The sequence below is a fragment of the Gemmata sp. SH-PL17 genome, assembly GCF_001610855.1.
GTDB classification, from domain to species: Bacteria; Planctomycetota; Planctomycetia; order Gemmatales; family Gemmataceae; genus Gemmata; species Gemmata massiliana.
This window is the reverse complement of sequence record NZ_CP011271.1, coordinates 4,256,878-4,283,359: the sequence shown is the minus strand read 5'-3', so window position 1 is coordinate 4,283,359 and position 26,482 is coordinate 4,256,878. Positions and strand designations below refer to the sequence as shown.

The window sequence follows — 26,482 nt, the reverse complement described above, 5'->3', positions numbered from 1 at the left end:
GGCGGAAGTTCGGTGCGAGGGGCCGGCGGCAGAGGACGCTCCGCGCGCGGCACTGGTGGGGCCTCTACCCGCGGTGCGGGCGGGGGCACTTCAGCGCGCGGAGCTTCTCGCGGCTCCGGAGCACGCTCGCTGCGACTGCCGCGTTCGGAGCGGGTGCTCTCGCGGGCATCGGTCCGGCGCTCGCGCACTTCCTCCGCTCGGCGCTCGCGCACTTCTGGTGCGGGAGGCGGGGGCGGAATGACCGCGGGGGGTGGGGTTACCGCGGGCGGCGCGGGTTCCGGCGTTGCGGGCACTTCGTCCACGATTCCGGCCGCGAATCCCTCGTCTTCCGCGACCTCGTTCGCGACCGGAGCGGGGGGCGGGGGAACCGGCGCCGGAGCGGTCGGCTCCGCGGTCTTCCGCGTGCGACTGCGCGTCGGGCGCGCGGGTTTGGTGACTTCGGGCTTCGTATCAGACATGGGTAAACCCCTTACCGGCAGGCACAAGAAGGCAGTCACTGTGAGTTACGGGACCGTCGCAGACGGAAGCGCGGTCGCGCCCCTTGAACGCCAACGACAGCTCAGGCAAGAACCGGACCCGTACCCGCGAACCATTTATTGTCTTAATTACCAACATACCGAAACGAATCTCAAGAGCTTACAGCCGCCGACCATTCTCATCATGTTTTCAATATGTTTCCGAGCACGCGGTCCACTTGCTCCTGTAACTCGACCGTACCAGCGTCGTTAACGATCACCGCGTGCGCCCGAGCCTTTTTCTCTTCGGCGGGCAGTTGCGCCGATTCGCGGGCGCTCAGTTCGGTTTCGTTCCAGCCGCTCCGAATAGCGAGTCGCGCGAGTCGCGTACTTCGAGGGGCATCGATATAGACGAGCGAATCGACCAAATCGCCCCACCCCGCTTCGAGTAACACCGCCGCGTCCAGGACGACGAACGACACATTCGGGTTCGCTTGCGCGGCGAAAATCTCCTGTCGCGTGCGTTCGCCGATGTAAGGAAAAACCACAGCTTCGAGTGCGGTCCGCTGCTCCCGGTCGGCAAAAACAATGCGCCCGATGGTCCGACGGTCCAGGAAGCCATCCGCGTTGCGAATCTCCGCCCCCCACAACTTCACGAGCGCCGCAATGATTTCGGGCTGACGCAGAGCCTCGTGCCCGAGTGCGTCCGCGTCGATCACGTGCCCACCGCGGGCCGCGAAGCACTTTGCGGCGGTACTCTTTCCCGCGCCAATCGCGCCGATCAACCCGATGAGGGGCTTCGGGCCGTGTTTGAAGCCGCTCATGACCGATCCCATTACTGCGAATCCCTGATTTACACGTCCTCGACGTCCAGCCAGTTCGGGCCGGCGGCCACATCTACGCGGAGCGGCACGTCCAGCTTCATTGCGGTAGTCATTTCTTCGCGAACGAGCTTCGCCAGCAACGCAACTTCGCCCGACGGCGCTTCAAACACGAGTTCATCGTGAACGGTAAGAAGCATCTTCGCTTGCATTTTTTGCGCCGCGAGCCGCCGCTGCGCCGCAAGCATGGCCCTCTTAATCAGGTCCGCGGCCGAACCCTGGATCTCGTAGTTGATCGCCTCACGTTCCGCCTGCCCGCGCCCCTGATAACGCGAGTTCGGGTTAATTGCGGCCGCATTCAGAATGCGTTTGCGCCCGAGTAGTGTGCGCACTTCACCGGTTTTGTGCGCATGAGCCAGGAGCTTTTGCTGATACTCCAGCACCTTTGGATAGCGGGCGAAGTAGGCGTCGATGAACTCTTCCGCCTCCTTTCGCGGGATCGCGAGCCGAACGGCCAGCCCGGTCGCGCTCATACCATATATGACGCCGAAATTGACCGTTTTCGCCACCCCGCGTTGGGCCTTTGTTACATCCGCCTCCGGCACCTTGAAGATTTGCGCCGCGACCGCGGTGTGAACGTCCCGGTCCTCCGCGAACGCGGACTTCAGCGTTTCATCGCCGCAGAACTGGGCTAAAAGCCGTAACTCGATCTGCGAATAGTCAGCGGTAACGAGAGTCCAGCCGTCGCGCGGGATGAACGCTTTACGGAGCTGTGCCCCCTGCTCCGTCCGCATCGGGATGTTTTGCAGGTTCGGGTCACTCGAACTCAACCGCCCGGTCTCGGCAGACGCCTGATTAAACGACGTGTGAATGCGCCCGGTCTTGTCCGCCATAACCGGGAGCACGTCGACGTAGGTGCCCTTGAGCTTCGCCACCTTGCGGTGCGCGATCAGCTTCTTGGGCAGTTCGTGCCCCAACGCGGCCAGTCGTTCGAGTGACTCCTGATCGGTACTCGGCTCGTTCTTGATCCCCGTGCGCTTTTGAACCGGTAGTTTCAGTTCCTCGAAGAGAATCTTCTGGAGTTCCTTCAGGGAGGCGATGTTGAACTCACGCCCGGCGAGTGCGTGGATGTCTATTTCTAATCCCGCAAGTTCGGCGCCCATCTGCTCGCCGAGTTGCGTGAGGAAGGGCACGTCCACGCGAATACCGGTCCGCTCCATATCGGCCAGTACGCCGATTAGCGGCACTTCGAGCGTGTCGTAGAGTTCGCGGAAGCCCTTTTCTGCCAGTTGCGGTTCAAATATGGTCGCGAGTTGGAACGCGGCGTCGGCATCCTCGCACGCATAATCTCGGACGCGGGCGACCCGCACCGTATTCATCGTGGTTTGCTTCTTCCCCTTCCCGATCAGGTCGGCAATCGCGATGTTCTTGTGCTCGAGCACGTCGAGCGTAAGGTCGTCCAGTCCGTGAACCCGCGCCCCAGGGTCGAGGAGGTAGTGCGCGAGCATGGAATCGCCCGCGACCCCTGCGAGATCGACGCCGTTCGCGGCCAGAACGATCTGGTCGAACTTGATATTGTGGTTCCGTTTCTCGATCTTCGGGTCTTCAAAGACCGGCTTGAGGGCGGCGAGCGCCGCACTCGGATCGAGGGCCGCGTCCTCTTGCGGAGCACGCACGGGCAGGTAATAGGCCCGCTCCTTCTCCCAGCAGAACGCGAACCCCACAATCGGGTCGTGAATCGGGTCCAACCCCGTCGTTTCCAGATCGAAGACGAACGCCTTCTGCTTCTTTAACTCCGCGAGGAACCACTCGAACCGAGCTTCGGTGTCTACAGTCTCGTAACCCGCGTAGTTCCACGTATCAGTGGGAATCGCGGCTTCAACGAGCGTGGGAGTTTCGGCCGGCGGAGCGTTCTCACCGGTCTCTTCCATTAACAGATCGAACAACCCGGGTGTGGCCGGCTTCTTTGCCTTACCTTTGGGCTGTTTCGCGGGCTTGGCCGGCTGTGCGGACGCACCGGGAACGCCCCTTCCGTTGGTATCTTCGACGACCGGTGCTGGTGCGGGCGCAAGCCCCGCAGTTTCGAGTGCGTCGGCGTTCTTCTTGGCGCCGCTGTTGGTCAGAGTCTTGCGCACGCGCTCGGCGAACCCGCGGAACCCGAACTCGTGGAACAGTTCGAGGAGCTTCTGCCCGTCCCAGTCCCGTCGGCGCCACCCCTCCCAGTCGAGCGGGATCGGTACGTTCCGGTCGAGCGTGACGAGCTGCTTGCTCTTCGCGAGGTTGCCGTTGGCGATCGCGTCCTTGAGCGCCTGGCGCGTTTTCGGACCGCCCGGCGCCTCGTCCGCGTGTGCGATGAGTTCGTCGAGCGTACCGTACTGTTGAAGCCATTTCGCCGCCGTTTTCGGACCCACTCCCATCACACCCGGAATGTTGTCCACCGAATCGCCGACGAGCGACTGGAAATCGACCACCTGATCCGGCCGAACGCCCCAATCCGCGATAATACCGGCCGCGTCCAGAACCTCGTAATCTTTGCGGAGGTTCAGCATCTTCACCTTGTCGGTGACGAGTTGCCGACAGTCCTTGTCGGACGTGCAGAGAAACACGTTCAGCCCGCGCGCAGCGGCCGCAGACGCGACCGTCGCCATCACGTCGTCGGCCTCGTACCCCTTCGCGATCAGGAACGGCACCCGCATCGCTTCCATGACCTGCTGAATGAGCGGCTCTTGGAGCAGCAGATCGTCCGGCGGCGGGTCGCGGTGCGCTTTGTAGTTCGAGTCGATGGTCTCGCGGAAGGTCGGCTCGGCGTGGTCGAGTGCGGCAATGAGGTAGTCGGCACCGCGGTCGTAGAGGTTCATCAACGAGCGCGTGACCCCGAAGACGGCGTTGGCGGGCCGCCCGTCGGGTGCGTTCATCGGCGGCACGCCGAAGAACATTTGGAAGATGAGTCCGTGGGCGTCCAACAAATACAGGTTGCCCGCGGAAACCGGGTCCGACATCGGAATGGAGCCTGTGGGGAGAAAGTCACGCGGCCGTGGCGGGGAGCCGCATCGAGTACCGGCAGACCTGAACTCACGGAACAAATGTGGGGATAGTGTATCGAGAACCGCGGCGAACGGTCAAGGGCGATCGGGTCAACTTAGCCGAAAATGCTAAAACAGAACAATGACAATCATAATCGTCCGCGTCAATCCCAAAAAGACCATGAAGAAATTGGGCGCCCGCGTACCGAATCGACGGCACGCGACTCGCGGCCCAAGCTAACATTTGCTGACATTTCGGGGCGACCTCTAGCGCGCCCGAGCCGGTCGCGCCGGGGCAATCGCACCAAGTGCCAGAATTTCAGGCTTCTCCGCAACATTTCTCCCACTACACCCTCCCGAACCCGATACCGGCCGGGCTAACATTCACCAACATTTCGCAATCCCCGCACCGACCCCAAACTACATTCGCAGCCCCGCTCGCAGAGATCGACTGGTGCGGAGCGCGTTACCGGCAACGAATTCGAGTTTCGATCGCCACACGAATTCGATACCCTCACCCCGGCGCTCTCACCAAAAAACAGACACAACAAATCAATTATACACTACTATACAAAAAATCAAAATCTTTTCCCGCCGTGTTTCGGGTGAAACGAGCCGACCGATACCCCGGCAGAAGATCCGCACTATTTATGTAACGCTCCGGTCTTTCACCTTCCGGTATGCCCCGATTGGACACTACCCGAACCAACGTGGGGCCGGGCCGCCCGGTTATAATTCCGGCAAGTGTGCGCGGCGCGACCGGCGCCGTCGGCACATCCCTTCGCCCGGCGCGGGGTTACGGCCCCTTATCGAGTTGACACCCCTCCCGTGCCGTTTAAGCTCAAAGATGTGTGAAAGGTGCGGCCCGCCGCGCGCCATCAACTCTTGTGCCTGCACCACCGACGACACCGCACCGAGGAACACATGGCCAAATCGAAAGAGACAAATGTCCCACTGATCTCCGCGCTAGTGTTCTTCGTGCTCACGACGATCGCGTTCGGGGTGATGTGGTACCTCTCGTTCTCCGAAATGGAGACCCACGTCAACGCCAAGAAGACCGCGGAGAAGGATCTGGCCGGGGTCCGGAGCTCAAAGGACGAGGCCGAGCGGCTCGCGCGCGTCTACCGGATCTACCTCGGGATCCCTAAGGACGACGACGTGACCGTGATCGATTCCGAGTCAAAGGCCGGCGACAAGATCGCGAGCGAACTCAAACAGATCAACGACGCGATGGCCGCCAAAATGGTCACCACCGTTGACAAAGAGCAAAAAGAGTCCGAAGCGTTCGTCAAACAGTTAGATTCGAAGACTATCGATCAACTGCGCGCGTACATCACGGCGCGCCCCCCCTACGAGAGCGTCGCCCGATTCGTGACGTTCTGGCAGGTCGACAAGGACGGGAAGGCTAACAAACCTTCGGGCCAGGGCCTGTTGGACCAGATCGCGGGCTTTAAGAACCGGGGAGATGCGTATTCCGCGGCCGAAAAAGAGCGCGACAATTTACGGGCACAGAACGCGCTACTGGCGGCAGAAATTAAGGCGTACAAAGCGCTGGAGGGGCAATTTAAAACCGAAATCGATCAACTGCCTACCAAAATAGACGACAAGGTTAAAGCCGCCACGAAAGCGACCGAGGACGCAAAAACGAAATACGAAACGGCCGAGAGCGACGCGCGGAACTCCAACTCAGAGCTCACCAAGAATCTCGCGGCCGCCGAGCGCGAGTTGACAAAGAACAAGGACACCATCAAAGTAAGTAACGAAGAAATCAAGCGCCTCACGGCCGCAACGACTCGGAGGGAAAACGAACAATCTTACGACGATCCCGTGGGCAAAATCGTGCGCCGGGTTCCGAACTCGGAGAACGTCTTCGAGATCAACATTGGCTCTTCGGCCGGTGTCCGCGTGGGTTTCAGGTTCATGGTTCTGCCTTACGATTTCCCGGAGAAAGGGTACAAGTCGCGCGTGCTGAACTTCCGCAAGTACGACGAGAGGAAGCGGGAGTTCGTAAACGATCCCCAGTTCAAAGCGAAGGGGGCGGTCGAGGTCATTGAAGTGGTCAACGAGCGCCTTGCGCGCGTGCGCTACGAACCGGACCTGGACGGCAGGGACGACCCGATTCGCGACGGCATTATTGCGGGTGACTTGCTCTACAGTGACGTCAAAAACGGCGGGCCGCTACACGTGGCACTCGTCGGCATTTTTGATGTGAACGGGGACGGGACAGACGACATCAGCAGCCTGATACGCGACCTGAACCGAATGGGTGTTTCCGTGGACGCGTACTTCGACCTTCAAAAGCGCACCTGGGTTGGCCAATTAACCGAGCGCACGCGCACCGTTGTTACGGGTTATTTCCCGCAAAACACCGTCGGGGACGCGAACCGCGATGAAAAAACGAAATTGATCGGGGCCATGACAAAGGCGATCGCGGACGCTCAGCAAAAAGGTGCCAAGAGCATCGATCTCAAAGATTTCTTCACTCGTAACGGTCTCAAGTACCGGCTCAGCGTGTCCGAAAACAGCATCAATCAGGCCGCTATGCCGTACCTGCGCAATGTCGGGGTCGGGATGGAACTCACCCCGCAGGCCCCCTGAAAACAGAGGCCACAAGGTCAAGAGAGCAGAGTTAGAAACCAAAACACTGCTGGTTCCGAAAGGACAGAGAAGCGGGGCCAGGTGAAGCGCGAGCTTTTACCAAAAGCCCAACGAGAAATCCCCGGCCCCGTAGGATCGTTCCTACGGGGCCGGGGGTGTTATTGGCGCCAGGAAGCACTCCTCTACTCGCTCGAGGATGAACTCCGTAAGCCAGTTCACCTTGGTTACGCTGCCGCTCCGCCGCGACCTCAAACTGGCCCGTTATCTCGAGTCGCGTAAGCTGTGCTATTCGCGACTCGGTCTTCTGATCTCTGCTCCCTTCCTTGATGGTACCCCTTGGCCTTACTTGCCCGGTCACTCGTGGTGCAGTTTCTCGACGCGCAGCGCGCCCACTCCTTCGACCGCAATGGCAATAGCGGCGTCGGTCTGAGCGGTCCATTCGGCGAGCACCCAACCGGGACCGGTAAGTTGTGGGTCGCGGACCGCGTTGACGCACGGGGGGCGCTCCGGATCGAGTTCGACGTCGAAATCCGCTAGGCACGCGACGGTCGCACCCGCCGCTTTAATGACGGCCTCTTTGGTGGTCCAGCCGCGAAAGAACCCGGCCCGGCGGTGCCGCTCGGGGAGCGCGCGGTACGCGGCACCCTCGGCGGGCGAAAAGTAACGCCGGACCAGTCCGTCCTCGTTCTCAACGATCCGCACGCGCTCGACGTCCACACCAACGCGGTGCCAGCTCACGGCGATCACCGCAATCCCGTCCGTGTGCGTGACGTTGAAGTGCAACCCGGTTTCTTCTGTGAGAACAGGCTTCCCCGAGGGCAGGTACGCGAGGGGCACGGTGCGCGGGGCGACGTTCAGACACGCACCGAGTAGCTCGCGGAGCAGCCCGCGTCCGATGGAGAACTGTTCGCGCGCTTTGGCGATCTTGTAGCGCAGCGCCCGCGTTTGTTCTTCGGCTGTCAGGCGCTGGAACAGTTCGTCCGCGGGGATCGGCGGGCGCGCGAGGTCCACGGTCCACGCACGCACCTCGTTCCGGTCCGGCGCCCGATCGAACTCGGCGGGGCACGTGCCGACGAGAACCCGAACTTCAGCCATCTTTCCTGCGTTCGTCATACTCTCACTGCGGGTCACAATTTTGCACTTCGCGCGGGCGCGGCGGGACGCTATCCGACGTGGTCATGAACACACTCATTTTGCTCTCCGCGCTGGCCACCGGCCAGCCGGCGCCGGCCACGTTTCACAGCCCGGCGCCGGTTGCGGCAAAAGGTGATGTAAAAGCCGGCCCGCCACTGCTCCACACGTTCGACCTGACGAACGCGACCGCGGGCACGGTCACGATCACCAAAGTGGAGGCCGGGTGCGGGTGTCTGCGCCAGGCTCTGGCGACCGAGGTGCTCCCGGCGGGCGAGAAAACCAAACTCGCGCTCGAAGTAAACACGCTGACGCAACCGGACGGCCCGAACCGCTGGCAGGCCACGGTATCGTACAAGGTGGAACTGCCCGGCGCGCCCGCCCAAACGGGCACGTTATTGCTTCAACTCACGGCAACACTCTCCCGAGAAATCTCGGTCACGCCCCCGCAGGTCGCGTTCTCAGCCGCCGGAGAAGTCAGTAAGGAACTCGTTGTCGGCGACAAACGGGCGAAACCGCTCACCGTACTCAAAGCCGCGTCGTCCGCCGCGCACCTGACGGTCGAGATCGGGCAGGTTGCGAACGGTGCTGTGGGGCGCACTCAGCCGGTAACAATCAAGCTCGCGGCGAACGCACCCACCGGGCACCGCGACGAGTCCGTGATCCTCTACACCGACGATGCGGACTGCCCAGAACTGCGCATCCCGGTTCGGGTTCTTAAGCGCGCGGCCGGCGCCGTAACCGCAACTCCGGAAAATGTTTCCGTCCGCCTCGCTGCCGGTCAGACCGAAGTTTCTACGCTCGTCCAGCTCCGCTCGCCGGACGGCAAGGCCGTGAGCATCGCCGGCGCGGAGAGCGATTTGCCCGCCGTGCAGGTCAAGTGTTCCACCGGTAGCGGGCCGGTCGCGACCGTGCGCATCACGGTCCCCGAAACGGTCGCCGCACAACCCGGTCGCTGTACGGTACGGGTGCGTATGAACGACCAGGGGGGCGAGGTGTCGATCCCGGTATCGTGGGCGGGTAAGAAATAATTCGGAACGACAATTTAAAACCAGCGAGGTATTCTGTGGGCGCGCGATTTATTCGGTTGTGATTCAGCCGCCAACACACGAGCCAACGTTTCCTTGTTGTCTTTCTCGCGTCCGCAATGCAACAGGTTCGGGAACCGGCTATGCCGGTTCCGGATCGGATTCGATGTCGTTTGATTGGCGCACCCGCGGGTGAAAAGCGCGCCAACCCAAGACGGCACCGATCCCACCCCCGAGGGCGCTGCACCCGGGTAAGAACACGCGCCACCAGAAGCGATCAGCTCGTCCGATCGTCTCACCAATCGGTCCGGATGCGCTGTAGACCCGCACCTCGAGGACTTTTATGTGCACCTCCTCGACGCCCGCGGACCGATTAATCCCGGAGCTCCCGCCCCGTGTGAGCAGGGGGCCAAAATAACCTACACCGATCCCGGCCGCGCCGAACGCAATCGCACCGGCGAGCCGAACCGCGGTTCGATTCCTGGTACGAGGGCTCCGGTGGAGGCGATCGACCGCGACGACCCACGCAAGGGTTCCGACGCCCACCAATCCGATGCCCGCAAGAAACTCCGTGAGCGCATAGTAACCGAACGGGAACTCACCTGCCCAGAGCGCCCGATGGTACACCCACCCACCGGCGGTCAGCGCGATCCCCCACCAGACGCCGGCCCACGTCGGGCACCTCCACGTGGCGACCGTCGCCAGTGAGCCGAGGGCGAACCAGGCCCACATCGTACTCTCGGGTACCAGCATCTGGCCCCTCCGACCGAACCGCAAATGAATATGTCTTTATCTTCCTCGGACTTGGAGACTTCTGCAACCGTTCACGCAGTGGTTGTACACGGGTTCGCGAAGCGGTCCCGTTCGGATCGCCCGAAGCAGATCGGGCCGCGTGACAACCGAACGGCTACCGACGGCCCGTTTCGGCCCGAATCCGCTCCGCACCCACATCCGCACTGGCTCCGTGACCCGCCAGGTTAAGCGAGTGTACTCAGGTACCGTGACCTTACGGGGCGAACTCGGATTTCTCCGGATGCCACCGTGTGTAGACATAAACTGTTACGCTGCCAGCGTTTCATAATGAGCCAACCCCGAGTCCCGATACCGGGCGGACCGCCTCCGCGTTCACAACCCATCAGCCCGACACGGCTCACGGTGCCCGAACGCATACCGAAAGAGTGCGTACTTTCCGGCCCACTGCCCGTTTCTCTCTCGTAATCCACCGAATCCGATTATTACTCACATCCGCGACCAAGTTAAGTTCGCAGGCACCGGATCAAAAAAAGCGGTGAGGAATACAAGAATCGATAAAGGATTCGAGGTAAAATGGGTCGCGACAGCGGAACCCCGGCTCTCCCCCGAATCCCGCCGCCTGCATTTTTGCAGTCCGTCCCCCCCGACAGGAGGTCAGCTTTGGAAGGCGTGCCAGCCGAGCGGAGTCAACGGCTCTCGCGGGCAGCGGCCCAGCGGCTGAGCCTCTATTTGCGCTGCGTGGACGATTGGACGACCGACAGCGAAAAAATCTCGAGCAGTCGCATCGCTGAAGCGGTCGGCGTGAGCGACGCCCAGGTGCGCCGCGACCTCGCCGCGCTCGGACACTTGGGCCAGCGCGGAGTCGGATACGACGCGCGCGAACTGGCGAGCGCGATCCGAACCGCGCTGGGAATCAACCGCCAGTGGCGCGCGGTGCTGGTCGGTGTCGGTAACCTGGGCCGCGCCCTTCTGAGATACCAAGGGTTCAGGGCACAGGGGTTCCGGATCGTTGGCCTGTTCGACAGCGACCCGTCCAAAGTCGGTCAGGAGGTCGAGGGGCTGACCGTGGAAGCCGTGTCGACGCTTCCCGAGCGGCTCAACGAACTTCAGGCCGAACTGGGCGTACTCACGGTTCCAGGAGAAACCGCGCACTCGGTCGCTGAGGCACTGGTCACAGCGGGCGTTCGGGGCATCTTGAATTTTGCGCCTGTAGTGCTCAAACTCCCGCGCCGGGTTCGCCTGGTCACAGTCGATCTGGCAATTCAGTTAGAACAATTGGCGTTTCAGGTTCAACACGGCGAGGCCCCACCTCGCGCCACAGACGAAGAATAGCTCACGGTACTGACCACTTCTCGGGGAGAGACAGATTCCGTCTTCACCCCGAAGTGCCGTTTTTCGCAGCACAGAGTGAATGCGTATTTCTACTTCGATCGCACAATTTGCGCGTCGGAAAATTTAAAAAGCACAATTCTTCCGCAAATCCGCTCAGCTAGCAGGCGCCCAAGCAATTGGTGTGCAACAATGCGAATCAATTTCTGATCACTCGCAGCCCGTCTTGGCGTGACACAAATCACTGCAATAGCTGGATATGCGCCATCACTTGTATCATTAATAATATAACGCAAATTTTTCTGTCAGTTCACGATAGATAGCAACAACAGGACCGTCCGGCGCACTTAGACCTCGCAAGGCCCGGAGAGCACGTGAGCGCCCCCAAGACCAACGACCCGAGTACACCCGTGGCCGCTACCGGCCAGTTCCTGACGTTCCGTTTAGGGGACGAGGAGTACGGGTTGGAGATCCTGCGCGTACAGGAAATCAAGGGGTACTCGAAAATCACCCCGCTGCCCAACACCCCCCGGGAAGTCAAAGGGGTCATGAACTTGCGCGGGGCCGTGGTCCCGATCATCGACCTGCGCACGCGGTTCGGGCTGCGCGAGGCCGAGTACACCGTGTTCACGGTCATCGTCGTGGTCACCGTGGGCACCAAGATCGTCGGGCTCGTTGTTGACGCCGTGTCCGACGTGCTCAACGTGGAAGCCAAGGAAGTGGTCCCGACCCCGGACCTGGGTTCGGGCGTGGACACCTCGTTCCTCACCGGGATCGCGCGCACCGGCGAGCGCCTCGTTTCCCTCCTCAACATCGACCGGCTCGTCGGCAACACGACCGTGCCGGGCCTGACGGCGTGATCCGAATCAAACCTCTCCCACATCTGTTCTGAAAGACGCACCTATGAACTGGTTCCGCAATCAGACCGTAACGACCAAACTGCTCCTCGGCTTCGCCCTCGTGTGCGCCACCGTTGCGGTGTGCGGGGTGTTCGGCTACCGCGGGCTATCGAGTTCGCGGGAGGCAATGCGGGTTCTGTACGAGGACTATACGGTCGCGGGTACCGATCTGGCCAAAACTTCAATTAGTTTAGCCCGGTACCGGAGCAACATGGTCGTCGCGACGAACGCGAAAGACACCCAGACCGTCGACCGGATCCTCGACGATCAAAAAGTCCTCCGCGAGCAAATCACGGCCAGTCTAGACGCATACGCGGCAACGGTGTTGCGTATATCCCGGAGCGGGCGCGACGAGCGCAAGGATCTGGATAAGGTCCGCGCCGCCGTGAAAGAGTACATCGACGCCACACTCGTCACGACCCAGGCGATCCGTGCACAACTGACGGCAACGGCCCCCAGCGAACGGGACGAGTGGAAACAGAAGACCGCGCAAGCCCTGGCCGCGGCCGGCGGGAAATTCGATACGGCCACGGTCGCGATTGAAGAACTCATCAAGACCGTCACAACGGTGGCGAAGGACATCAACGAGGACGGGAACGCGACCGCGGCCTCGGCCCAGATGACCCTCATGGGCGGGACCGGAGCAACCGTGGTCCTGAGTATGCTCATCGGGGTGACGATTGCCGGTTCGATCACCGGCCCCCTCGGGCGCACCGTAGTGGTCCTTGAAGGTGTGGCAAAGGGCGATCTCACCAAGCGCGCCGACGTGGACTCTCAGGACGAAGTCGGCCGAATGGCCGTCGCACTGAACACGGCGATCGGCGCACTAGTGGCCGCCAAAGAAGCCGAGCGCCAGCAAGTCGAAAAGGACCGCCAGCGTGCCGAGCGCGAGGCCACCGAAACGCGCGAGCGCACCGAGCGCGAGGCCGCGGCCACCCGTGCCCAGGCCGAGCAGGAGCGCGTCCAGGCCATTGAACTCCAGCAGAAGATGAACGCCGTAGTAGCCACGGTCAGCGCGATGGCCGCGGGCGACTTCACCCAAAACGTACCCGATCTGGGCACGGATTCGGTCGGGCAGATGGCGTCCGCGCTCAACAAAGCGATCCTCGCCGTGCGCACGGCCCTGGAAGGGGTGCGTGAGGTGTCCGAACAACTCGCCGACGCCTCGGGCCAACTGTCCGCGGCCAGCGACGAAATCTCGACGGGCGCTCAAGAACAAGCGAGCAGCCTGGAAGAAACGGCCAGCACGCTCGAAGAAATCACCGCGACCGTGCGCCAGAACGCGGACAGCGCGCAGCAGGCCCGGCAGCTCGCGAGTAGTTCCCGGGACGTCGCCGAGAAGGGCGGGCAAGTCGTGGGCAACGCGGTCGAGGCGATGAGCGAGATCAACGGGGCGTCGAAGAAGATCGCGGACATTATCACGACGATCGACGAGATCGCGTTCCAGACCAACCTGCTCGCCCTCAACGCCGCCGTGGAAGCGGCCCGGGCCGGCGAACAGGGGCGCGGGTTCGCGGTGGTGGCGTCCGAGGTGCGTAACTTGGCTCAACGTTCGGCCACGTCCGCGAAAGAAATCAAGTCACTGATCGAGGACTCGGTCAAGAAGGTCGACGCGGGCACCGAGCTCGTGAACCAGTCCGGTTCCACGCTGGGTGAGATCGTGACGAGCGTGAAGCGCGTCACCGACATCATCACGGAAATTGCGGCGGCCGGTAAGGAGCAGTCCGTGGGGATCGAGCAGGTCAACAAGGCCGTGTCCCAGATGGACGCCGTGACCCAAAAGAACGCCTCGCAGACCGAAGAGATGTCGGCCACGGCTCAAACGCTGACGGACCAGGCCGCCCAACTCCGCGACCTCGTCGCCCGGTTCAAGCTCGGGGGTAACGGGCGCTCGGTGCCGCGCCCGGCCGGTCGGGGCAAGTCCTCTGGCTCCAAGTCCCGCCCCGCGGTTGCTCGGACCAAGAGCACGGTCCACGAACTCGACCAGTTCGCCAACGCGGGCGACGACGGGTTCACCGAATTTTAATTGCCAGCGAAACGAACCTACCCCCATTCACTGGCGTCACTTCCGACGGTGCCAGTGAATGGGGGTTCTTCATTTGCGAATTCGCTCCGCCTCGACCGAGTGCAGCAACCGAGCAAAAGCACCTAAAAACGCAGGAGTTCTCCCAAATCAGGGAGCAAGAATGGGTGAATAAGTGGGGTAGTGAAAGTCCGCAGAAATGAAAAAAAGACCGGCCACGATGTACTGAACTGTCGCCCATTCAGTTCAGTGCTCGTGGCCGGTCTACTTACACAATACACCACGAGTGTTTCCGAAGCAACTTTTAGCGACGGATTTTCCGGCAACTGTCGACCGCCGCTGTCGATTTTCCAGACAGTGTGAGTTTCTTAAGTTGTGTTACGGGTCTGTTACAAACTTAAAGCTCTACAGGATAAACAGTTAACATCATTAAAGAGCCGCGTCACCTTTTCGGTTTTTCGGCTGCTAGATTTCAGACGTCGCCGCAGTATTAACGCAAGAACACAGATCCCCCAAATTGAAATACGTCCCCGTCGCCCACGGGACACCGCCCAGGTTGAGTTGAGGTCGCCCACAACCTCGCCTCCTCAACTTGGGCGGCTTTATTTCACCCACAGTAGGCTCAGTTCACTCACCGCTCTGGTCGGTCACCACTTTATCAAGCGTGATGCCGAGTTCCCGGAGTTTGGTGCGCAGGGTGGTACGGTTGATGCCGAGCAACTCGCTCGCTTGCATCTGGTGCCCGTGCGTGTGACGCAGTGCCCGCGCGATGAGTTCGCGCTCCACGAGCGCAATCACCCGTTTGTGAACGTCCCTTCCGCCGTCCTGGAGCATCGATTCGATTGTCGCCGTCAGGTCGAAGGCCGCCGGCGCGTCGGGAGTGGAAGGAGAAGAAGGTGGAGCAGGTGGAACGTCGGCAAGTCCCGGTAAATCAGACGGTAACAGTGTCCGGCCCGAAGTTTGGTAGACCGCGGCCTGAATGCAGTTCTGCAACTCGCGGACGTTCCCCGGCCAGTCGTAGCGCTGAAGCAGGTCCAGTGTTTCAGGGGCGAACCCGCGCAGGTCGCGATTGGCTTCGCGCGCGTACCGGAAAAGGAAGTAGTGCGCCAGTTCCGGGATATCGGCCTTGCGCTCCCGCAGCGCCGGTACGTGGATTGTGACCACTTTCAGCCGGTAATAGAGGTCGTTCCGGAACCGCCCGTTGGCGATGAGTTGTTCGAGGTACTGATTGGTCGCGGCCAGCACGCGGACGTGGGTCGCGATGGGCTGGCTCCCGCCCAGGCGCTCGAACGTCTGGTCTTGCAGCACGCGCAGCATCTTCGCTTGGGCGGCGAGCGGCATGTCGCCGATCTCGTCCAGCAAAAGCGTCCCGTCCCCGCACTGCTCAAACTTCCCGATGCGCTTACGATCCGCTCCCGTAAACGCGCCCTGTTCGTGCCCGAATAACTCGCTCTCGACGAGCGCGTCCGGAATAGCCGCACAGTTGAGCGCCATGAACGGCCGGGCCGCGCGCCGACTGTGCGAGTAAATCGCCCGGGCCACAAGTTCCTTGCCGGTGCCGCTTTCGCCGAGAATCAGCACGTTCACGTCTTGCGGGGCGATCCGACCGATCTGTTTGCACATCTCCTGCATGAGCGGGGACCGGCCGATGATCCGGTCCCCTCCGGGGTCGTCCGGGAGCGCGGCCGATTCGCGCATGAGCCGGGCGGCCTCGAACGCGCGCCCGAGCACACCGCTCATTTGTTCGAGATCGAGCGGCTTGAGCAGGTAGTCGAACGCACCGTGCTTCATCGCCTCGATGGTCGTTTCGGTAGTTCCGTGCGCAGTGATGAAGATGACCGGGCGCTTCGGGTCCGCGGTGCGGATGCGCTCGAACAGATCGAGCCCGGACCCGTCCGGGAGCTGAAGGTCCAGGACGATCACGTCGGGGCGGTCCTGTTCGACGCGGCGCCAGCCCTCGGCGATCGTTCCAGCCGTGAGAATCTCCACATCGGGCGCGGCGAAGACCCGGCGGAACGAGTGACAGATGATCGGCTCGTCGTCAACGACCAACAGCTTCGGCATTAAGTCCTCCCGCAGCGGGTAGAGTCAGCGTGAAACACGCCCCGCCACTAACTTGGTTGGCGGCGGTCAGCGTTCCACCGTGGTCGCGTGCGACGCGCTGGGCAATGGTCAGTCCCAGGCCCGTGCCGGTCGGTTTCGTGGTGGCGAACGGAGTGAACAGTTTGTCCGCGATGCGCGGGTCGATCCCCGTTCCGGTATCGGCGACTTCGACCGTCACGGTTCCGTTCGGTGTCGCGCTCGTGCGCACCTGAACCTCACCGCCCGGCGGCGTCGCGTCGATCGCGTTGAGGAGCAGGTTCGTGAGTAGCGATAGGAACTGGTCGCGGTCCACGGATGCGGGGGCCACGACCGGAGCCGGGGCGACGCGCAATGTTACCGGCTTCGCCTCGGCCCGGCTGCGTGCAACACCCGCGGCTTCGGCCACCAGTTCCCGGAGGTCGTACCGGTGGCGGTCGAGAGTAGGAGTCCGAGCAAAGTCCAAAAGTCCCTGTACGGTTCGCTCGATGCGAACAACCTCCTGCCGAATGAGCCGGAGGTCTTCGTCAGTAAGTGGGGTCGAGCGTGCGGGACGGAGAGCACCTTCGACCAAGAATTTGATCCCGGTCAACGGGTTACGAACCTCGTGCGCGATGCCGGCAGCGAGCTGCCCAACCGCCGCGAGTTGCTCGGCGCGAAGCAATCCGCGTTCTTGCTCCTGAAGACGCTGACACACTTCCTTCACGCGCCCGACCACGTAATCCAGTTGCGCGTCGAGGTTCCCGATCGGGCGTGCAGCTTCGACCGTCAGCGCCCCCACTTCCTGATCGAGTTCGGCCTGAACCGCCCGCACCCGAACCGACAAGTGCGCAGCGCGACGTGTCAGTCCGCGTGCGGTCGCGTACCCGCTCAGAAGCCCGCCGAACGCGCCCGTCAGCCCCAGAGCGAACAGCACGCGCCCGGCCCATGTCGTTTGTGCCTCGCTCCGCGCCAACCCCGCTTCCATCCGGGCGCGCTGGCGGTCTGACAGTTCACGGCACGGTTGAAGGAGTTCGCGCATCGGGTGCGCATCGGACCAGCGCACGAGTTCGGGCACGTTGCGCAGGGGCGGCGGTAACCCACCGGGTCCGAGTCTGCGCTTGTATTCGGCGTAGTCGTTCTCGATAAGGGCGAGCAGTTCTTCGTCGTCCGCGATGAGGTCGCGCCGGATGTTGTCGAACGCCGCTTCGACCTGCAATGTGTCCGAGCGCAACGCCGCGGCGCGGGCTTCGCTCGGGTCCGCGGCGAATATCACCGAATGGAACCGGAGGTGGCGCAGTTGCACCTGAAGTTCGTCGGCCGCGTCCATTTTGGACGCATCGTGCCGAACCGCGCGTGCGAGATCGCCCTGGAGCCGGTTGATGTACCACGTACTCGCCAAACACGCCGCCGCGACCAACCCGCCCAGGGCCACGAGCGGCCACGAGTATTGCGCGAACAGGAACTGCTTCACGGCCGCTCCCCCGTTGGAACCGGCACCCCAACAACGGGGCCAGTTCCAGCAGGCATTCTAGCAGTGCAGCTCAGGTGGCACCGGGGCACCGTTGTCACCGAATTCTTGTGAACCCAGCGACCGACTGAGCGCGGCGCGCTAAAATAGCGGGCACGGTTTTTGAAGTTCGCCTATCGAACCGTTTCTTTGCTGCATCGCCCCAACTCACGAGTTACGATGCGGTCATGCACTTCACGGACGAGCAACCGTTCCTGGACGCGGTGTTTGATCGGTTCGCGGACGACCGACCGCGCCTGGTGTATGCCGACTTTCTTGATGATTCGGGCGCGCCGGAGCGGGCGGAGCTGATCCGCGTGCAACTCGCGCTCGCGCGGCTGCCCGAAGACGACCCGCGCCGGCCCGCGCTCTGTGACCGCCAGGCCGAGCTGTTGACCCAAAACCGTGCCGAGTGGACCGCGCACCTCGCGGGGCTGGTCGAAACGGTCGATTTCCGACGCGGCGTACCCGATTCCGCATCGGTCAACGCGGCCACATTCCTCGAACGCGGCGAAGAACTCTTCACACGGCTCCGAATCCGCCGATTGAGCATACGCGACGCGGCCCCCGTAATGGCGAAGTTGGCCGCGTCGCCGTTACTCGCGCGAGTGCGCGAACTCGATCTGTGCAACTGCGACCTCGGTAACAGCGGCGTGAACGTACTCGCGCGGTCGCCGTTCCTGGAAAACCTCGAATCGCTCGACCTTGGGTTCAACCGGATTGAAGACGCGGGCGTTCATCTCCTCGCCCGGAGCAGCGGCTTCCCGAACCTGACGACGCTCGCACTCAACGACAACGACACAATTGGCGACGCTGGTGCCAGCGAGCTCGCCGAATCGCCGTTCTTTGCGGGCTTGACCGGTCTGGATCTCTCCGGAAACGACATCGGTGACACGGGGCTCGGGGCAATCATCACGAGCCAGTCCTTCACGCGACTGCACTCGCTCCGGGTTACCGGGAACCGCATCGGAGACGCGGGCGTGGCTCGGCTCGCGCGCTCCGCTCTGTTCGGCCGCGTCACCAAGGCCGAACCGGAACTGTCGCTCCGCGCCAATATGATCGGCACAGCGGGCGCAGCCGCACTCGCGACCGCGCCCGCACTCGCAGCATGTACCGCACTCGACCTGTCGCACAATTACCTCAGCGATTCCGGCGTCGCGGCGTTACTGCGCTCGCCGAATATTAGTCGACTCCGGGCGCTGCGGCTCGGACGCAACCAGCTCACAGACAATGGCGTAATTGCCTGTTGCGACCTCTTCGACAAACTGTTCAAACACCTTCAATTTCTAGATCTTTCCGGCAATCGGCTCACCCGCGTGGGGATGGGCGTTCTTTCGGCCCGGCTCGGGTCGCACGCGGTTCAAATCGATGTGAGCGGGAACGTCCAGTCCGCAACAGCCGGGGACGCTCCGGTTGCGGTTTCCGGACTACTCGATGGCCTGCTCGACGGGGTCGCGGAGGCCGCGCGGCTCAAGCGCCGAGTGACCCATCCGCGTCATTTGTCCGACAGTTAGCGAAACCTGATGACTTCTGTTCGGTTCGCTTGCAACGCTCTTTCTCACAACTTAGAATCCGACTCCGCACACGACACGAAGAGTGTTGCTCGTGCGGTTCCATCGTTCCCGGGCCGGGTCCGAAAAGATCACGGCTCTAACTCTCAATTGACAGCAGCAAGCACTATGAACAACACATGCCCAACGTGTGGGGCACTCTACAACGTGGCCGAGAAGGACATCGGCCGGCGGCTCAAGTGCAAGAAGTGTCGCACGGCCCTCATGGTCACGGACGCCGGTCTGGTCCCGGCTGCGGGAACCGAATCGGTGCCCCCCGATGACCAGGATTTCGATACTGAGCCCCGAGAACCGTCGTTCTCACGGCGGCGCAAGAAGCTTTTCGCGGGGGAGAACCCGCTGGCCCCTGTTGGCGGTGTTCCAGGTCTTCTGTTCGGTATCGGCGTGTTCTTCGTACTGTTCTTCACGTTCATGCAGGTACTCGCGTCGGCGTCCAACCAGCGCGCGGTGGAGTACGAAAAGAAGCTCGCGCTGGAAGAAGAGGTACGCATCCGCGAGTTGCTCCCGAAGGGCAAGAAGGACCGGTCCGAGCTGAACGCAGAAGAACAGAAAACCTACGACGAGAAGAAAAAGAAAATCGAGGACGATTATTTCGTCTCAAAGAGATCAGCAGACGAGAGTAAGCGAAGCACCGAAATCGGTAACAAGCGCTCGCGGTTGTTCGAGGGCTACGGCACGATGTTCGGCTTCATGATGGTCTCGTTCGGGTGCCTGGGCTTCCTGCGCACCCAAGAAGCACTGCTGCTCCGGATCGTCGCGGGGATCATTCTGACGGGCATGGTGCTCGGGTTGTTCCGGCTCGCACTGGGCACCGGGGCCGGGATCGGGGCCGGTGTAAACATCGGCTAGCGTGCCGTCGGCGGAGGCGGTTCGTACTCTGTCGAAGGGCAACCGCCCCCGCGTGCGCACGTCGCGCCGCGTCTCCGTACACGTCCGATCCGAACAACTATGCCCGACACCGACACTGCCGCTCCGAAGTTCAAGCGCGTTCTGCTCAAGCTCAGCGGTGAGGCGCTCGGCTTCGGTGGAGGCAAACTCGGCATCAACCTCGACGAAACGAAACACATTGCCGAGCAACTGGCCCGCGTCGCTGCGAGCGGGGTACAACTCGCCGTCGTGATCGGCGGCGGAAACCTGCTCCGCGGCGCCCAGTTCTCCGCGGGCGACGAGCGCATCAAGCCCGCGACCGCCGACTACATGGGGATGCTCGCGACCGTGATGAACGGCCTCGCACTTCAGGACACTCTGGAAGCAATGGGCGTGGAAACGCGCCTCCAGAGCGCGGTCCGCATGGAAACGGTTGCTGAACCGTACATTCGGCGCCGGGCGCTGCGTCACTTGGAGAAGAACCGCATTGTGATCCTCGCGGGCGGCACCGGGAATCCCTTTGTCACCACGGACACCGCCGCGGCCCTACGAGGGACCGAACTCCAGGTCAATGTTCTACTTAAAGCGACAAAGGTGGACGGCGTCTTCAACTCCGACCCGGCGAAGAACCCCTACGCGGAGAAGTTCGAGCGCCTCACGTTCGATCAGGTGATCCAGAAACAGCTCGGAGTCATGGACATCGGCGCGTTCGAGATGTGCCGGCTCGCGAAGCTCCCCATTCTCGTGTTCAACTACAAGCAGGAAGGCGCGATCGAGCGGGCCGTGGCCGGCCACCCGATCGGCACCATCGTCACGGGCTGATGCGCGTAATGTTCACCGGCACCTCCGGGGCGGAATCACCGCTCCGGACTATCTTTCCTACCCCCCGTCGACCTGCGACAATAGGAATTAACTAGCAGCAAGTTCACGGACCAACGACAGAGGACGTGCCATGAACGCACCACAGATTTTGAAGGATTCTGAGGACCGGATGGAGAAGGCGACGGACGTGTTCCGCAACGACCTCAAGGGGTTGCGGACCGGGCGCGCGTCCCCCCAAATGTTGGACGCGCTCCGCGTGGACAACTACGGCACCATGTCGCCGATCCGCGACGTGGCCTCGGTAACGTGCCCGGACGCCGCGACCATCGTCATCAAGCCGTACACGGCCGACAGTCTGAAGGAAATTGAGAAGGCGATCCGCGCCAGCGACCTCGGCTTGGCCCCGAACAACGACGGCAAGGTCATCCGGCTGACGATGCCCGCAATGAGCGGCGACCAGCGCAAGAAGATCGTCGCGCAACTCAAGAAATCGGCCGAAGCCGCAAAAGTATCGTGCCGCAACATCCGGCGCGACGGCAACAAGCACTTTGAAGACGCGGAAAAAGCCAAGACCATGACCGAGGACGATCGCGACAAGGGCAAGGCGAAGATGCAGGATCTGCTCAAGGCCTACGAGGGCAAGATCGACGAACTCGCCAACAAGAAGGAAAAGGAAGTGATGGAGCAGTGATCGCGTTCGGTGTTTCGCCGCCGGTCCACCCGCGAGCCGCAGGTCAGCGCGTCCCCGATGCGCTCGCCTGCGGCTCGCCCCTTCCGAAATCGCCGGGCCGCTAAAACGAAACACCCAACACGCCCCGCCGCACACCCCCGCCGAGCTGCCACATGCGATCCCTCCGTGCCATTTCCGACACATTCCCGCACGCGACCGAGTCCGGTCTGACCACCGAGCAGGTCGCCGAGAGCCGCGCGAAGTTCGGCGCGAACCGGCTCACCCCCCTGCCTCGCGAACCCGTCTGGAAGAAGTTCCTCGAGAAGTTCGCGGACCCGATCATCAAAATCCTGCTCGCCGCGTCGCTTCTCAAGATCGTTGTGGACCTGTTCGAGACGTCCCCGCTCGCCGGCGGGCTGGCGCTCGGTGCGGTGCTCGTGGTCGTCCTAGGCGTGCTTGCCGCGAAGCTCGGGGAGTGGCTCCCGGCCATACTGTTCACACTCGCGGGGGCACTCGTCGGGGTGAGTGCGGCGCTCGGTGACCCGTCCTACGAGGGACTCGCGGTCATGGTCGCCGTGTTCCTGGCGACCGGCGTGGCGTTCTTCAGCGAGTTCCGCAGTGACCGGGAGTTCGAGAAACTCAACGCGACCCGCGACGCGATCCGCGTCAAAGTGCAGCGCGACGGGGGCGTTCACGCGATCCCGCTCGAAGACGCGGTGGTCGGCGACCTCGTGCAGCTCGAAATGGGCGACGAGATCCCGGCCGACGGGCGCATCGTGCGATCGAACGAACTGCACGTCGATCAGGCGCTCATGACCGGTGAGAGCGAACCGGCGAAGAAAACGGCCCGAACCGGTGGCAACGACTCCGACGGACCGGACCAGCCCGACTGCGTGTTCCGCGGCACGCAGGTGCGCGACGGCGTCGGCCAGATGGTCGTAACCAACATCGGCGACGACACCATGCTGGGTCAGATCGCCCAGCGCCTGTCGGGTGCGTCCCCCTCGCCCGATGCGAGCACAACTCCCGAAGACCGCGCCGAGCGCGTGCAGCAGAAGCTCACCATCTCGAAGGCGTCCACGCCGCTGCAAGAGAAACTCGAAGCGCTCGCGGGCCTCATCAGCAAAATCGGCTACGCCGCGGCGATCGCGATCTTCATTGCATTGTTCGTCCGGGGGCTGATACTCGGTGAAGTGCGGCTCCCCCAAGAGGGAGAAGACGCGAGCAAGGTGCTTCTCGGGAGCGTGCGGGCGCTGCTCTCGTACTTCGTGTACATGGTGATCGTCATCGTCGTCGCGGTTCCTGAAGGGCTGCCGATGAGCGTGACCGTGTCGCTCGCGATCGCGTGGCGGAAGATGAGCCAGTCGAACTCGCTCGTGCGGCAACTGGTCGCGTGCGAGACGATCGGCTCGGCGACCGTCATTTGCTCCGATAAAACCGGCACGCTCACCCAAAACAAAATGACGGTATCGCGCGTCGGGCTGGGCGCGGCCGTCTACGAGAAGGACAGCGCGATCGTGTCGCCGGGGATGAAAAGCGATGAACCCTGGGCGCACTCGCCGCTCTTCTGGGTGATCGTGAACTCGGCCGCGAACTCGACCGCGAGCCTCGAACAGAAGAACGGCAAAACCGGCGTCATCGGCAACAGCACCGAAGGCGCACTGCTGAACTGGCTCACTGCGGGCGCGTGGACCCACCCGAACAGTTTGAATTACATCGAACTCCGAGCGCAGTACCCCGTCCTGTACCAGATCCACTTCTCGTCCGACCGCAAACGGATGACGACCGTGGTGCGCGACGCGGGCCGCGCCGTTACGCTCGTGAAGGGCGCACCGGAAGTGCTGCTCGCGCAGGCCACACGGTACCGCTCCCTCGATGGCTCCACGCACGACCTTACACCGGAAGTTCGTGCCGAAATTCAGTCGCGCATCTCCGCGGCAGCGGGTGACGCGATGCGCACGCTCGCGTTCGCACACGCGGAATTGCCCGCGGACTTCCCACGAGAGGAAAGCGCGATCCACGATCGCCGCGCGGAGATCGAAAACGGGCTGATTTTCGACGGCTGGGTCGGCATCCGAGACCCGCTCCGCGACGACGTGAAAGAAGCCGTCCGGCAGTGTCGCACGGCGGGTATCGAAGTGAAGATGATTACGGGCGACACGATCGAAACGGCCACCGCGATCGGCCGCGAAATCGGCTTGCTCGACGAACCGGGCGCCCTAGCCCTGACGCACGCGGATTTCGCCAAACTGACCGATGCGGAGCTTTCCGCGATCCTGCCGCGGTTACGAGTCCTCGCACGCGCGCTGCCCGGCGACAAGTTCCGCATCGTGGAGTTGCTCCAGGCCCAGAACCAAGTCGTCGCGATGACGGGCGACGGTACGAACGACGCCCCCGCGCTCAAGAAGGCGGACGTCGGACTCGCGATGGGCATTTCGGGCACCGAAGTCGCGAAGGAAGCGAGCAAGATCGTGCTGCTCGACGATGCGTTCAGCACAATCGTTCGCGGGGTTCATTGGGGGCGCGCGCTCTACGAGAACATTCAGCGGTTCATTCAGTTCCAGCTCACAATCAACGTGTCCGCCCTGCTGATCGCGTTCCTCGGGCCATTTTTGGGTCTGAAACCGCCGTTCACTGTTCTGCAACTGCTCTGGATCAACGTCATCATGGACACGTTCGCGGCGATCGCGCTGTGCAGCGAACCGCCCCGCGCGAACCTGATGCACCGACCGCCCAAGACCCGCAACGAGAGCATTCTCACGCCCGCGATGCTCGGCACCATCGCGAGCACGGCCATGTTCTTCGTCGTGGTCATGATCGCGTTATTGCTCGGCATGCAGCACGCCGACTGGTTCGCAGGAAGCGGGCCGAAATCAGACGAATTCCCCGAACTGACGCTCCGACAGGTCACGCTGTTCTTCACCGTGTATGTGTTCTTCCAGGTGTGGAACCAGATCAACTGTCGCTCGCTCGCGCCGGAAGAATCCGGGTGGCACCGACTGTTCGAGAACCGGCAGTTCCTGGCGATCGCGTCACTCACGGTGATCGGACAGGTGCTCATCGTCTCGTTCGGTGGTGCGGTGTTTAATGTCGAGCCGCTGAAGGCGGTAGATTGGTTAGTGGTTGCCGCCGCGACATCGAGCGTGCTCCTGTTCGCGGAAGTCGCCCGGCGCGTCCGCTTGTGGGCCGCCATGAAAAAAGCGTGACCCGCTGTTTGTAGGTCACTGAGGTCGTCACGATGGCTGTGTCGAACGAGAAACTGACCGCGGTCGCCGACAAGCTCCTGATCGGCCTCTTCCACCGGCACGTGTTCCTGTGCCTCGGCGAAGCGTGCTGCGCGGAGATCGGCGCCGACGGCGCGGAGGCCGCGTGGGACAAACTGAAGAGCGAACTCAAGGACCGCCAGCTCTCGCTCGCGACCGGTCCCGCGGCGTGCTACCGAACGAAGGTCGGGTGCTTGCGCGTCTGTGCTGGCGGACCGATTATGGTCGTCTACCCCGAAGGAACGTGGTACTCGGGCATGACCGCCGACCGCATTCCGCGCTTCGTGCAGGAGCACTTGGTGGAAGGTCGGCCCATCGAGGAATGGATCTTCGCCCGCAACCCGCTGCCGAATACGAGTAATGGCGAAGAGAAATGCGCCGCGGATAAACGCAGATAACACGGATCAAGACAAGAACATTTTGACAGGATCAACACAATTAACAGGACTAAAATCCTGTTAATCCTGTCCAGTAATTTTCTGCTCTGTCTTGATCTGTGTTATCCGCGTTTATCCGCGGCGCATTTGATTTCTCCTCCTCCGCCCACCCGTCAGTCAGTTCTTCGCTTCCGTGTACCGGTGCGTCGGGACGGGTCGCCCGGGGCGCAAGCTCTGGCTCGTGCGGAAGTCCGCGATCACGCCCGCCAGCGCGCACTGCACGGCGACGACGCGCTTGACTTCGTTTTCCAGCACGGCCGGGTCGATCGCGACGCGGGCGTTCACGATCAGGTCCGCTTCGCGCGGGTGCAGACCGCTCGGCAGCGAGAGCTTCGGTGCGGTATCGCTGCTAATCACGTTGCCGACCGCGAACGCGCTCGCGTCGTCCATGCCGATGAGTTTCAGGTGCGCGACCTCGCCGCCCAGGGCGCGGCACACGGTCGCCAAATCGCCCAGGATCGCTGTGAGCAGCGCGTCGAGGTCGAAGGATTTGTCCGAAGTGAATCGAGCGGTCGCGTTCAGCCAGCCGAGTTCGGCCTCGCCCTCGGCGTAGGTATCGTAATCGATGTCCAGGATCTTCCGCCCGAACGCGCCCGTTTGAGCGAGCAGTTCCGCGAGGGCGTCGAAACCCGCACCCGTAGTCGCGCTCACGCGGAGGACCGGCGTACCGGGGAACTGTTCGCTCACCAACCGGGAAAGTTCCTCGACCGCTGGCGGGTTGAGTTCGTCGATCCGATTTATCACGATCGCATCGGCTTCTTCGAGCTGCTTCTTGAAGATGTACGCGGCCTTCGGGCTGAACCCGCCGGACGACTGGTTTCGCAGGATGCGAATCCCGTGGCTCGGCTTGAACAGGACCGCATAAGGCGCGACCTCGAACCGGCCCGCGTACAGATCCTTGAGCGGTTGAACGACCGTCGCCACGAGATCGGTGCAACTCCCCACGGGTTCGGCGAGTATCACATCGGGCCGTTCGGACGCTTCGAGAGAACCGACGCGACTTACGAGATCATCGAACCGGCAGCAGAAGCACGCACCGGGAACCTCCTCTACAGCGATCCCCTGTCCGCGGAACGTGTTCGTATCCACGAGGTCGTGGGCCTGGTCGTTGGTGACGACCCCGACCCGCTTCCCTTGAGCTTGGTACAGGCGCGCGAGCCGGCCGAGGGCGGTGGTTTTTCCGGCGCCAAGAAATCCGCCAACCATTACAAAACGTGCAGTCAT

General features: G+C 62.4%; 18 protein-coding genes. 11 read left to right on the top strand and 7 right to left on the bottom strand.

What is annotated here, in order from left to right; all coding sequences use genetic code 11:
- Positions 1 to 658: 658 nt before the first annotated feature.
- The gene (coaE, locus tag VT84_RS17860) at positions 659 to 1,279 is read right to left on the bottom strand and encodes a dephospho-CoA kinase (protein WP_162271753.1); all 621 of its coding nucleotides are present in this window, start codon (positions 1,277 to 1,279) and stop codon (positions 659 to 661) included.
- 29 nt (positions 1,280 to 1,308) lie between these two features.
- Positions 1,309 to 4,275, bottom strand: coding sequence for a DNA polymerase I (gene polA, locus VT84_RS17855; RefSeq protein WP_082840469.1), 2,967 nt, complete (start codon positions 4,273 to 4,275; stop codon positions 1,309 to 1,311).
- Between the two features lie 948 nt (positions 4,276 to 5,223).
- Between polA and VT84_RS17850 the strand changes: the two genes are divergently transcribed.
- Positions 5,224 to 6,897: a hypothetical protein gene (locus VT84_RS17850; protein ID WP_082840468.1), complete on the top strand. Its 1,674-nt coding sequence runs from the start codon at positions 5,224 to 5,226 to the stop codon at positions 6,895 to 6,897.
- Positions 6,898 to 7,251: 354 nt separating this feature from the next.
- Here the strand turns inward: VT84_RS17850 and VT84_RS17845 are convergent, their stop codons facing one another.
- A complete protein-coding gene (locus VT84_RS17845) occupies positions 7,252 to 7,992 on the bottom strand; it encodes a 4'-phosphopantetheinyl transferase family protein (protein ID WP_162271752.1) in 741 nt (246 codons plus the stop codon).
- An 83-nt stretch (positions 7,993 to 8,075) separates the two neighbouring features.
- Here VT84_RS17845 and VT84_RS17840 point away from each other — a divergent pair, with 83 nt between their 5' ends.
- A complete protein-coding gene (locus VT84_RS17840) occupies positions 8,076 to 9,059 on the top strand; it encodes a DUF1573 domain-containing protein (protein ID WP_082840466.1) in 984 nt (327 codons plus the stop codon).
- 138 nt (positions 9,060 to 9,197) lie between these two features.
- Here the strand turns inward: VT84_RS17840 and VT84_RS17835 are convergent, their stop codons facing one another.
- The gene (locus tag VT84_RS17835) at positions 9,198 to 9,809 is read right to left on the bottom strand and encodes a hypothetical protein (RefSeq protein ID WP_082840465.1); all 612 of its coding nucleotides are present in this window, start codon (positions 9,807 to 9,809) and stop codon (positions 9,198 to 9,200) included.
- Positions 9,810 to 10,478: 669 nt separating this feature from the next.
- On the opposite strand from VT84_RS17835, the gene VT84_RS17830 reads away from it, so the two are divergent.
- The 3 genes from VT84_RS17830 (at position 10,479) to VT84_RS17820 (ending at position 14,063) form a co-directional block, all read left to right on the top strand.
- Positions 10,479 to 11,141 carry a redox-sensing transcriptional repressor Rex gene (locus VT84_RS17830; protein WP_239465924.1) on the top strand — a complete coding sequence of 221 codons (663 nt, stop codon included), beginning with the start codon at positions 10,479 to 10,481 and terminating at the stop codon, positions 11,139 to 11,141.
- 371 nt (positions 11,142 to 11,512) lie between these two features.
- Positions 11,513 to 11,998 carry a chemotaxis protein CheW gene (locus tag VT84_RS17825; protein ID WP_082840464.1) on the top strand — a complete coding sequence of 162 codons (486 nt, stop codon included), beginning with the start codon at positions 11,513 to 11,515 and terminating at the stop codon, positions 11,996 to 11,998.
- A gap of 43 nt (positions 11,999 to 12,041) precedes the next feature.
- Positions 12,042 to 14,063: a methyl-accepting chemotaxis protein gene (locus tag VT84_RS17820; RefSeq protein ID WP_082840463.1), complete on the top strand. Its 2,022-nt coding sequence runs from the start codon at positions 12,042 to 12,044 to the stop codon at positions 14,061 to 14,063.
- 624 nt (positions 14,064 to 14,687) lie between these two features.
- On the opposite strand, the gene VT84_RS17815 is transcribed toward VT84_RS17820, so the two are convergent.
- Together VT84_RS17815 and VT84_RS17810 are read right to left on the bottom strand one after the other, a co-directional pair.
- Positions 14,688 to 16,124, bottom strand: coding sequence for a sigma-54-dependent transcriptional regulator (locus VT84_RS17815; protein ID WP_082840462.1), 1,437 nt, complete (start codon positions 16,122 to 16,124; stop codon positions 14,688 to 14,690).
- Complete coding sequence (locus tag VT84_RS17810; RefSeq protein ID WP_052554085.1) at positions 16,102 to 17,592, bottom strand: sensor histidine kinase; 1,491 nt, start codon at positions 17,590 to 17,592, stop codon at positions 16,102 to 16,104. Before VT84_RS17810 ends, VT84_RS17815 begins: the two co-directional genes overlap by 23 nt.
- Positions 17,593 to 17,816: 224 nt before the next feature.
- Here VT84_RS17810 and VT84_RS17805 point away from each other — a divergent pair, with 224 nt between their 5' ends.
- The 6 genes from VT84_RS17805 to VT84_RS17780 all read left to right on the top strand — a co-directional run bounded on the left by VT84_RS17805 (position 17,817) and on the right by VT84_RS17780 (position 25,219).
- The gene (locus VT84_RS17805; RefSeq protein WP_082840461.1) at positions 17,817 to 19,142 is read left to right on the top strand and encodes a TIGR02996 domain-containing protein; all 1,326 of its coding nucleotides are present in this window, start codon (positions 17,817 to 17,819) and stop codon (positions 19,140 to 19,142) included.
- Positions 19,143 to 19,307: 165 nt separating this feature from the next.
- Complete coding sequence (locus tag VT84_RS17800) at positions 19,308 to 20,048, top strand: hypothetical protein (RefSeq protein ID WP_157469590.1); 741 nt, start codon at positions 19,308 to 19,310, stop codon at positions 20,046 to 20,048.
- Between the two features lie 99 nt (positions 20,049 to 20,147).
- Complete coding sequence (pyrH, locus tag VT84_RS17795; RefSeq protein ID WP_052554079.1) at positions 20,148 to 20,888, top strand: UMP kinase; 741 nt, start codon at positions 20,148 to 20,150, stop codon at positions 20,886 to 20,888.
- 130 nt (positions 20,889 to 21,018) lie between these two features.
- Positions 21,019 to 21,579, top strand: a complete 561-nt coding sequence (gene frr, locus VT84_RS17790) for a ribosome recycling factor (RefSeq protein ID WP_052554078.1) — start codon at positions 21,019 to 21,021, stop codon at positions 21,577 to 21,579.
- A gap of 152 nt (positions 21,580 to 21,731) precedes the next feature.
- Entirely contained in the window at positions 21,732 to 24,764 is a 3,033-nt protein-coding gene (locus tag VT84_RS17785) for a calcium-translocating P-type ATPase, PMCA-type (RefSeq protein WP_082840459.1), read from the top strand.
- 32 nt (positions 24,765 to 24,796) lie between these two features.
- Positions 24,797 to 25,219, top strand: coding sequence for a (2Fe-2S) ferredoxin domain-containing protein (locus tag VT84_RS17780; RefSeq protein WP_052554076.1), 423 nt, complete (start codon positions 24,797 to 24,799; stop codon positions 25,217 to 25,219).
- 156 nt (positions 25,220 to 25,375) lie between these two features.
- On the opposite strand, the gene VT84_RS17775 is transcribed toward VT84_RS17780, so the two are convergent.
- Entirely contained in the window at positions 25,376 to 26,482 is a 1,107-nt protein-coding gene (locus tag VT84_RS17775) for a GTP-binding protein (protein ID WP_052554074.1), read from the bottom strand.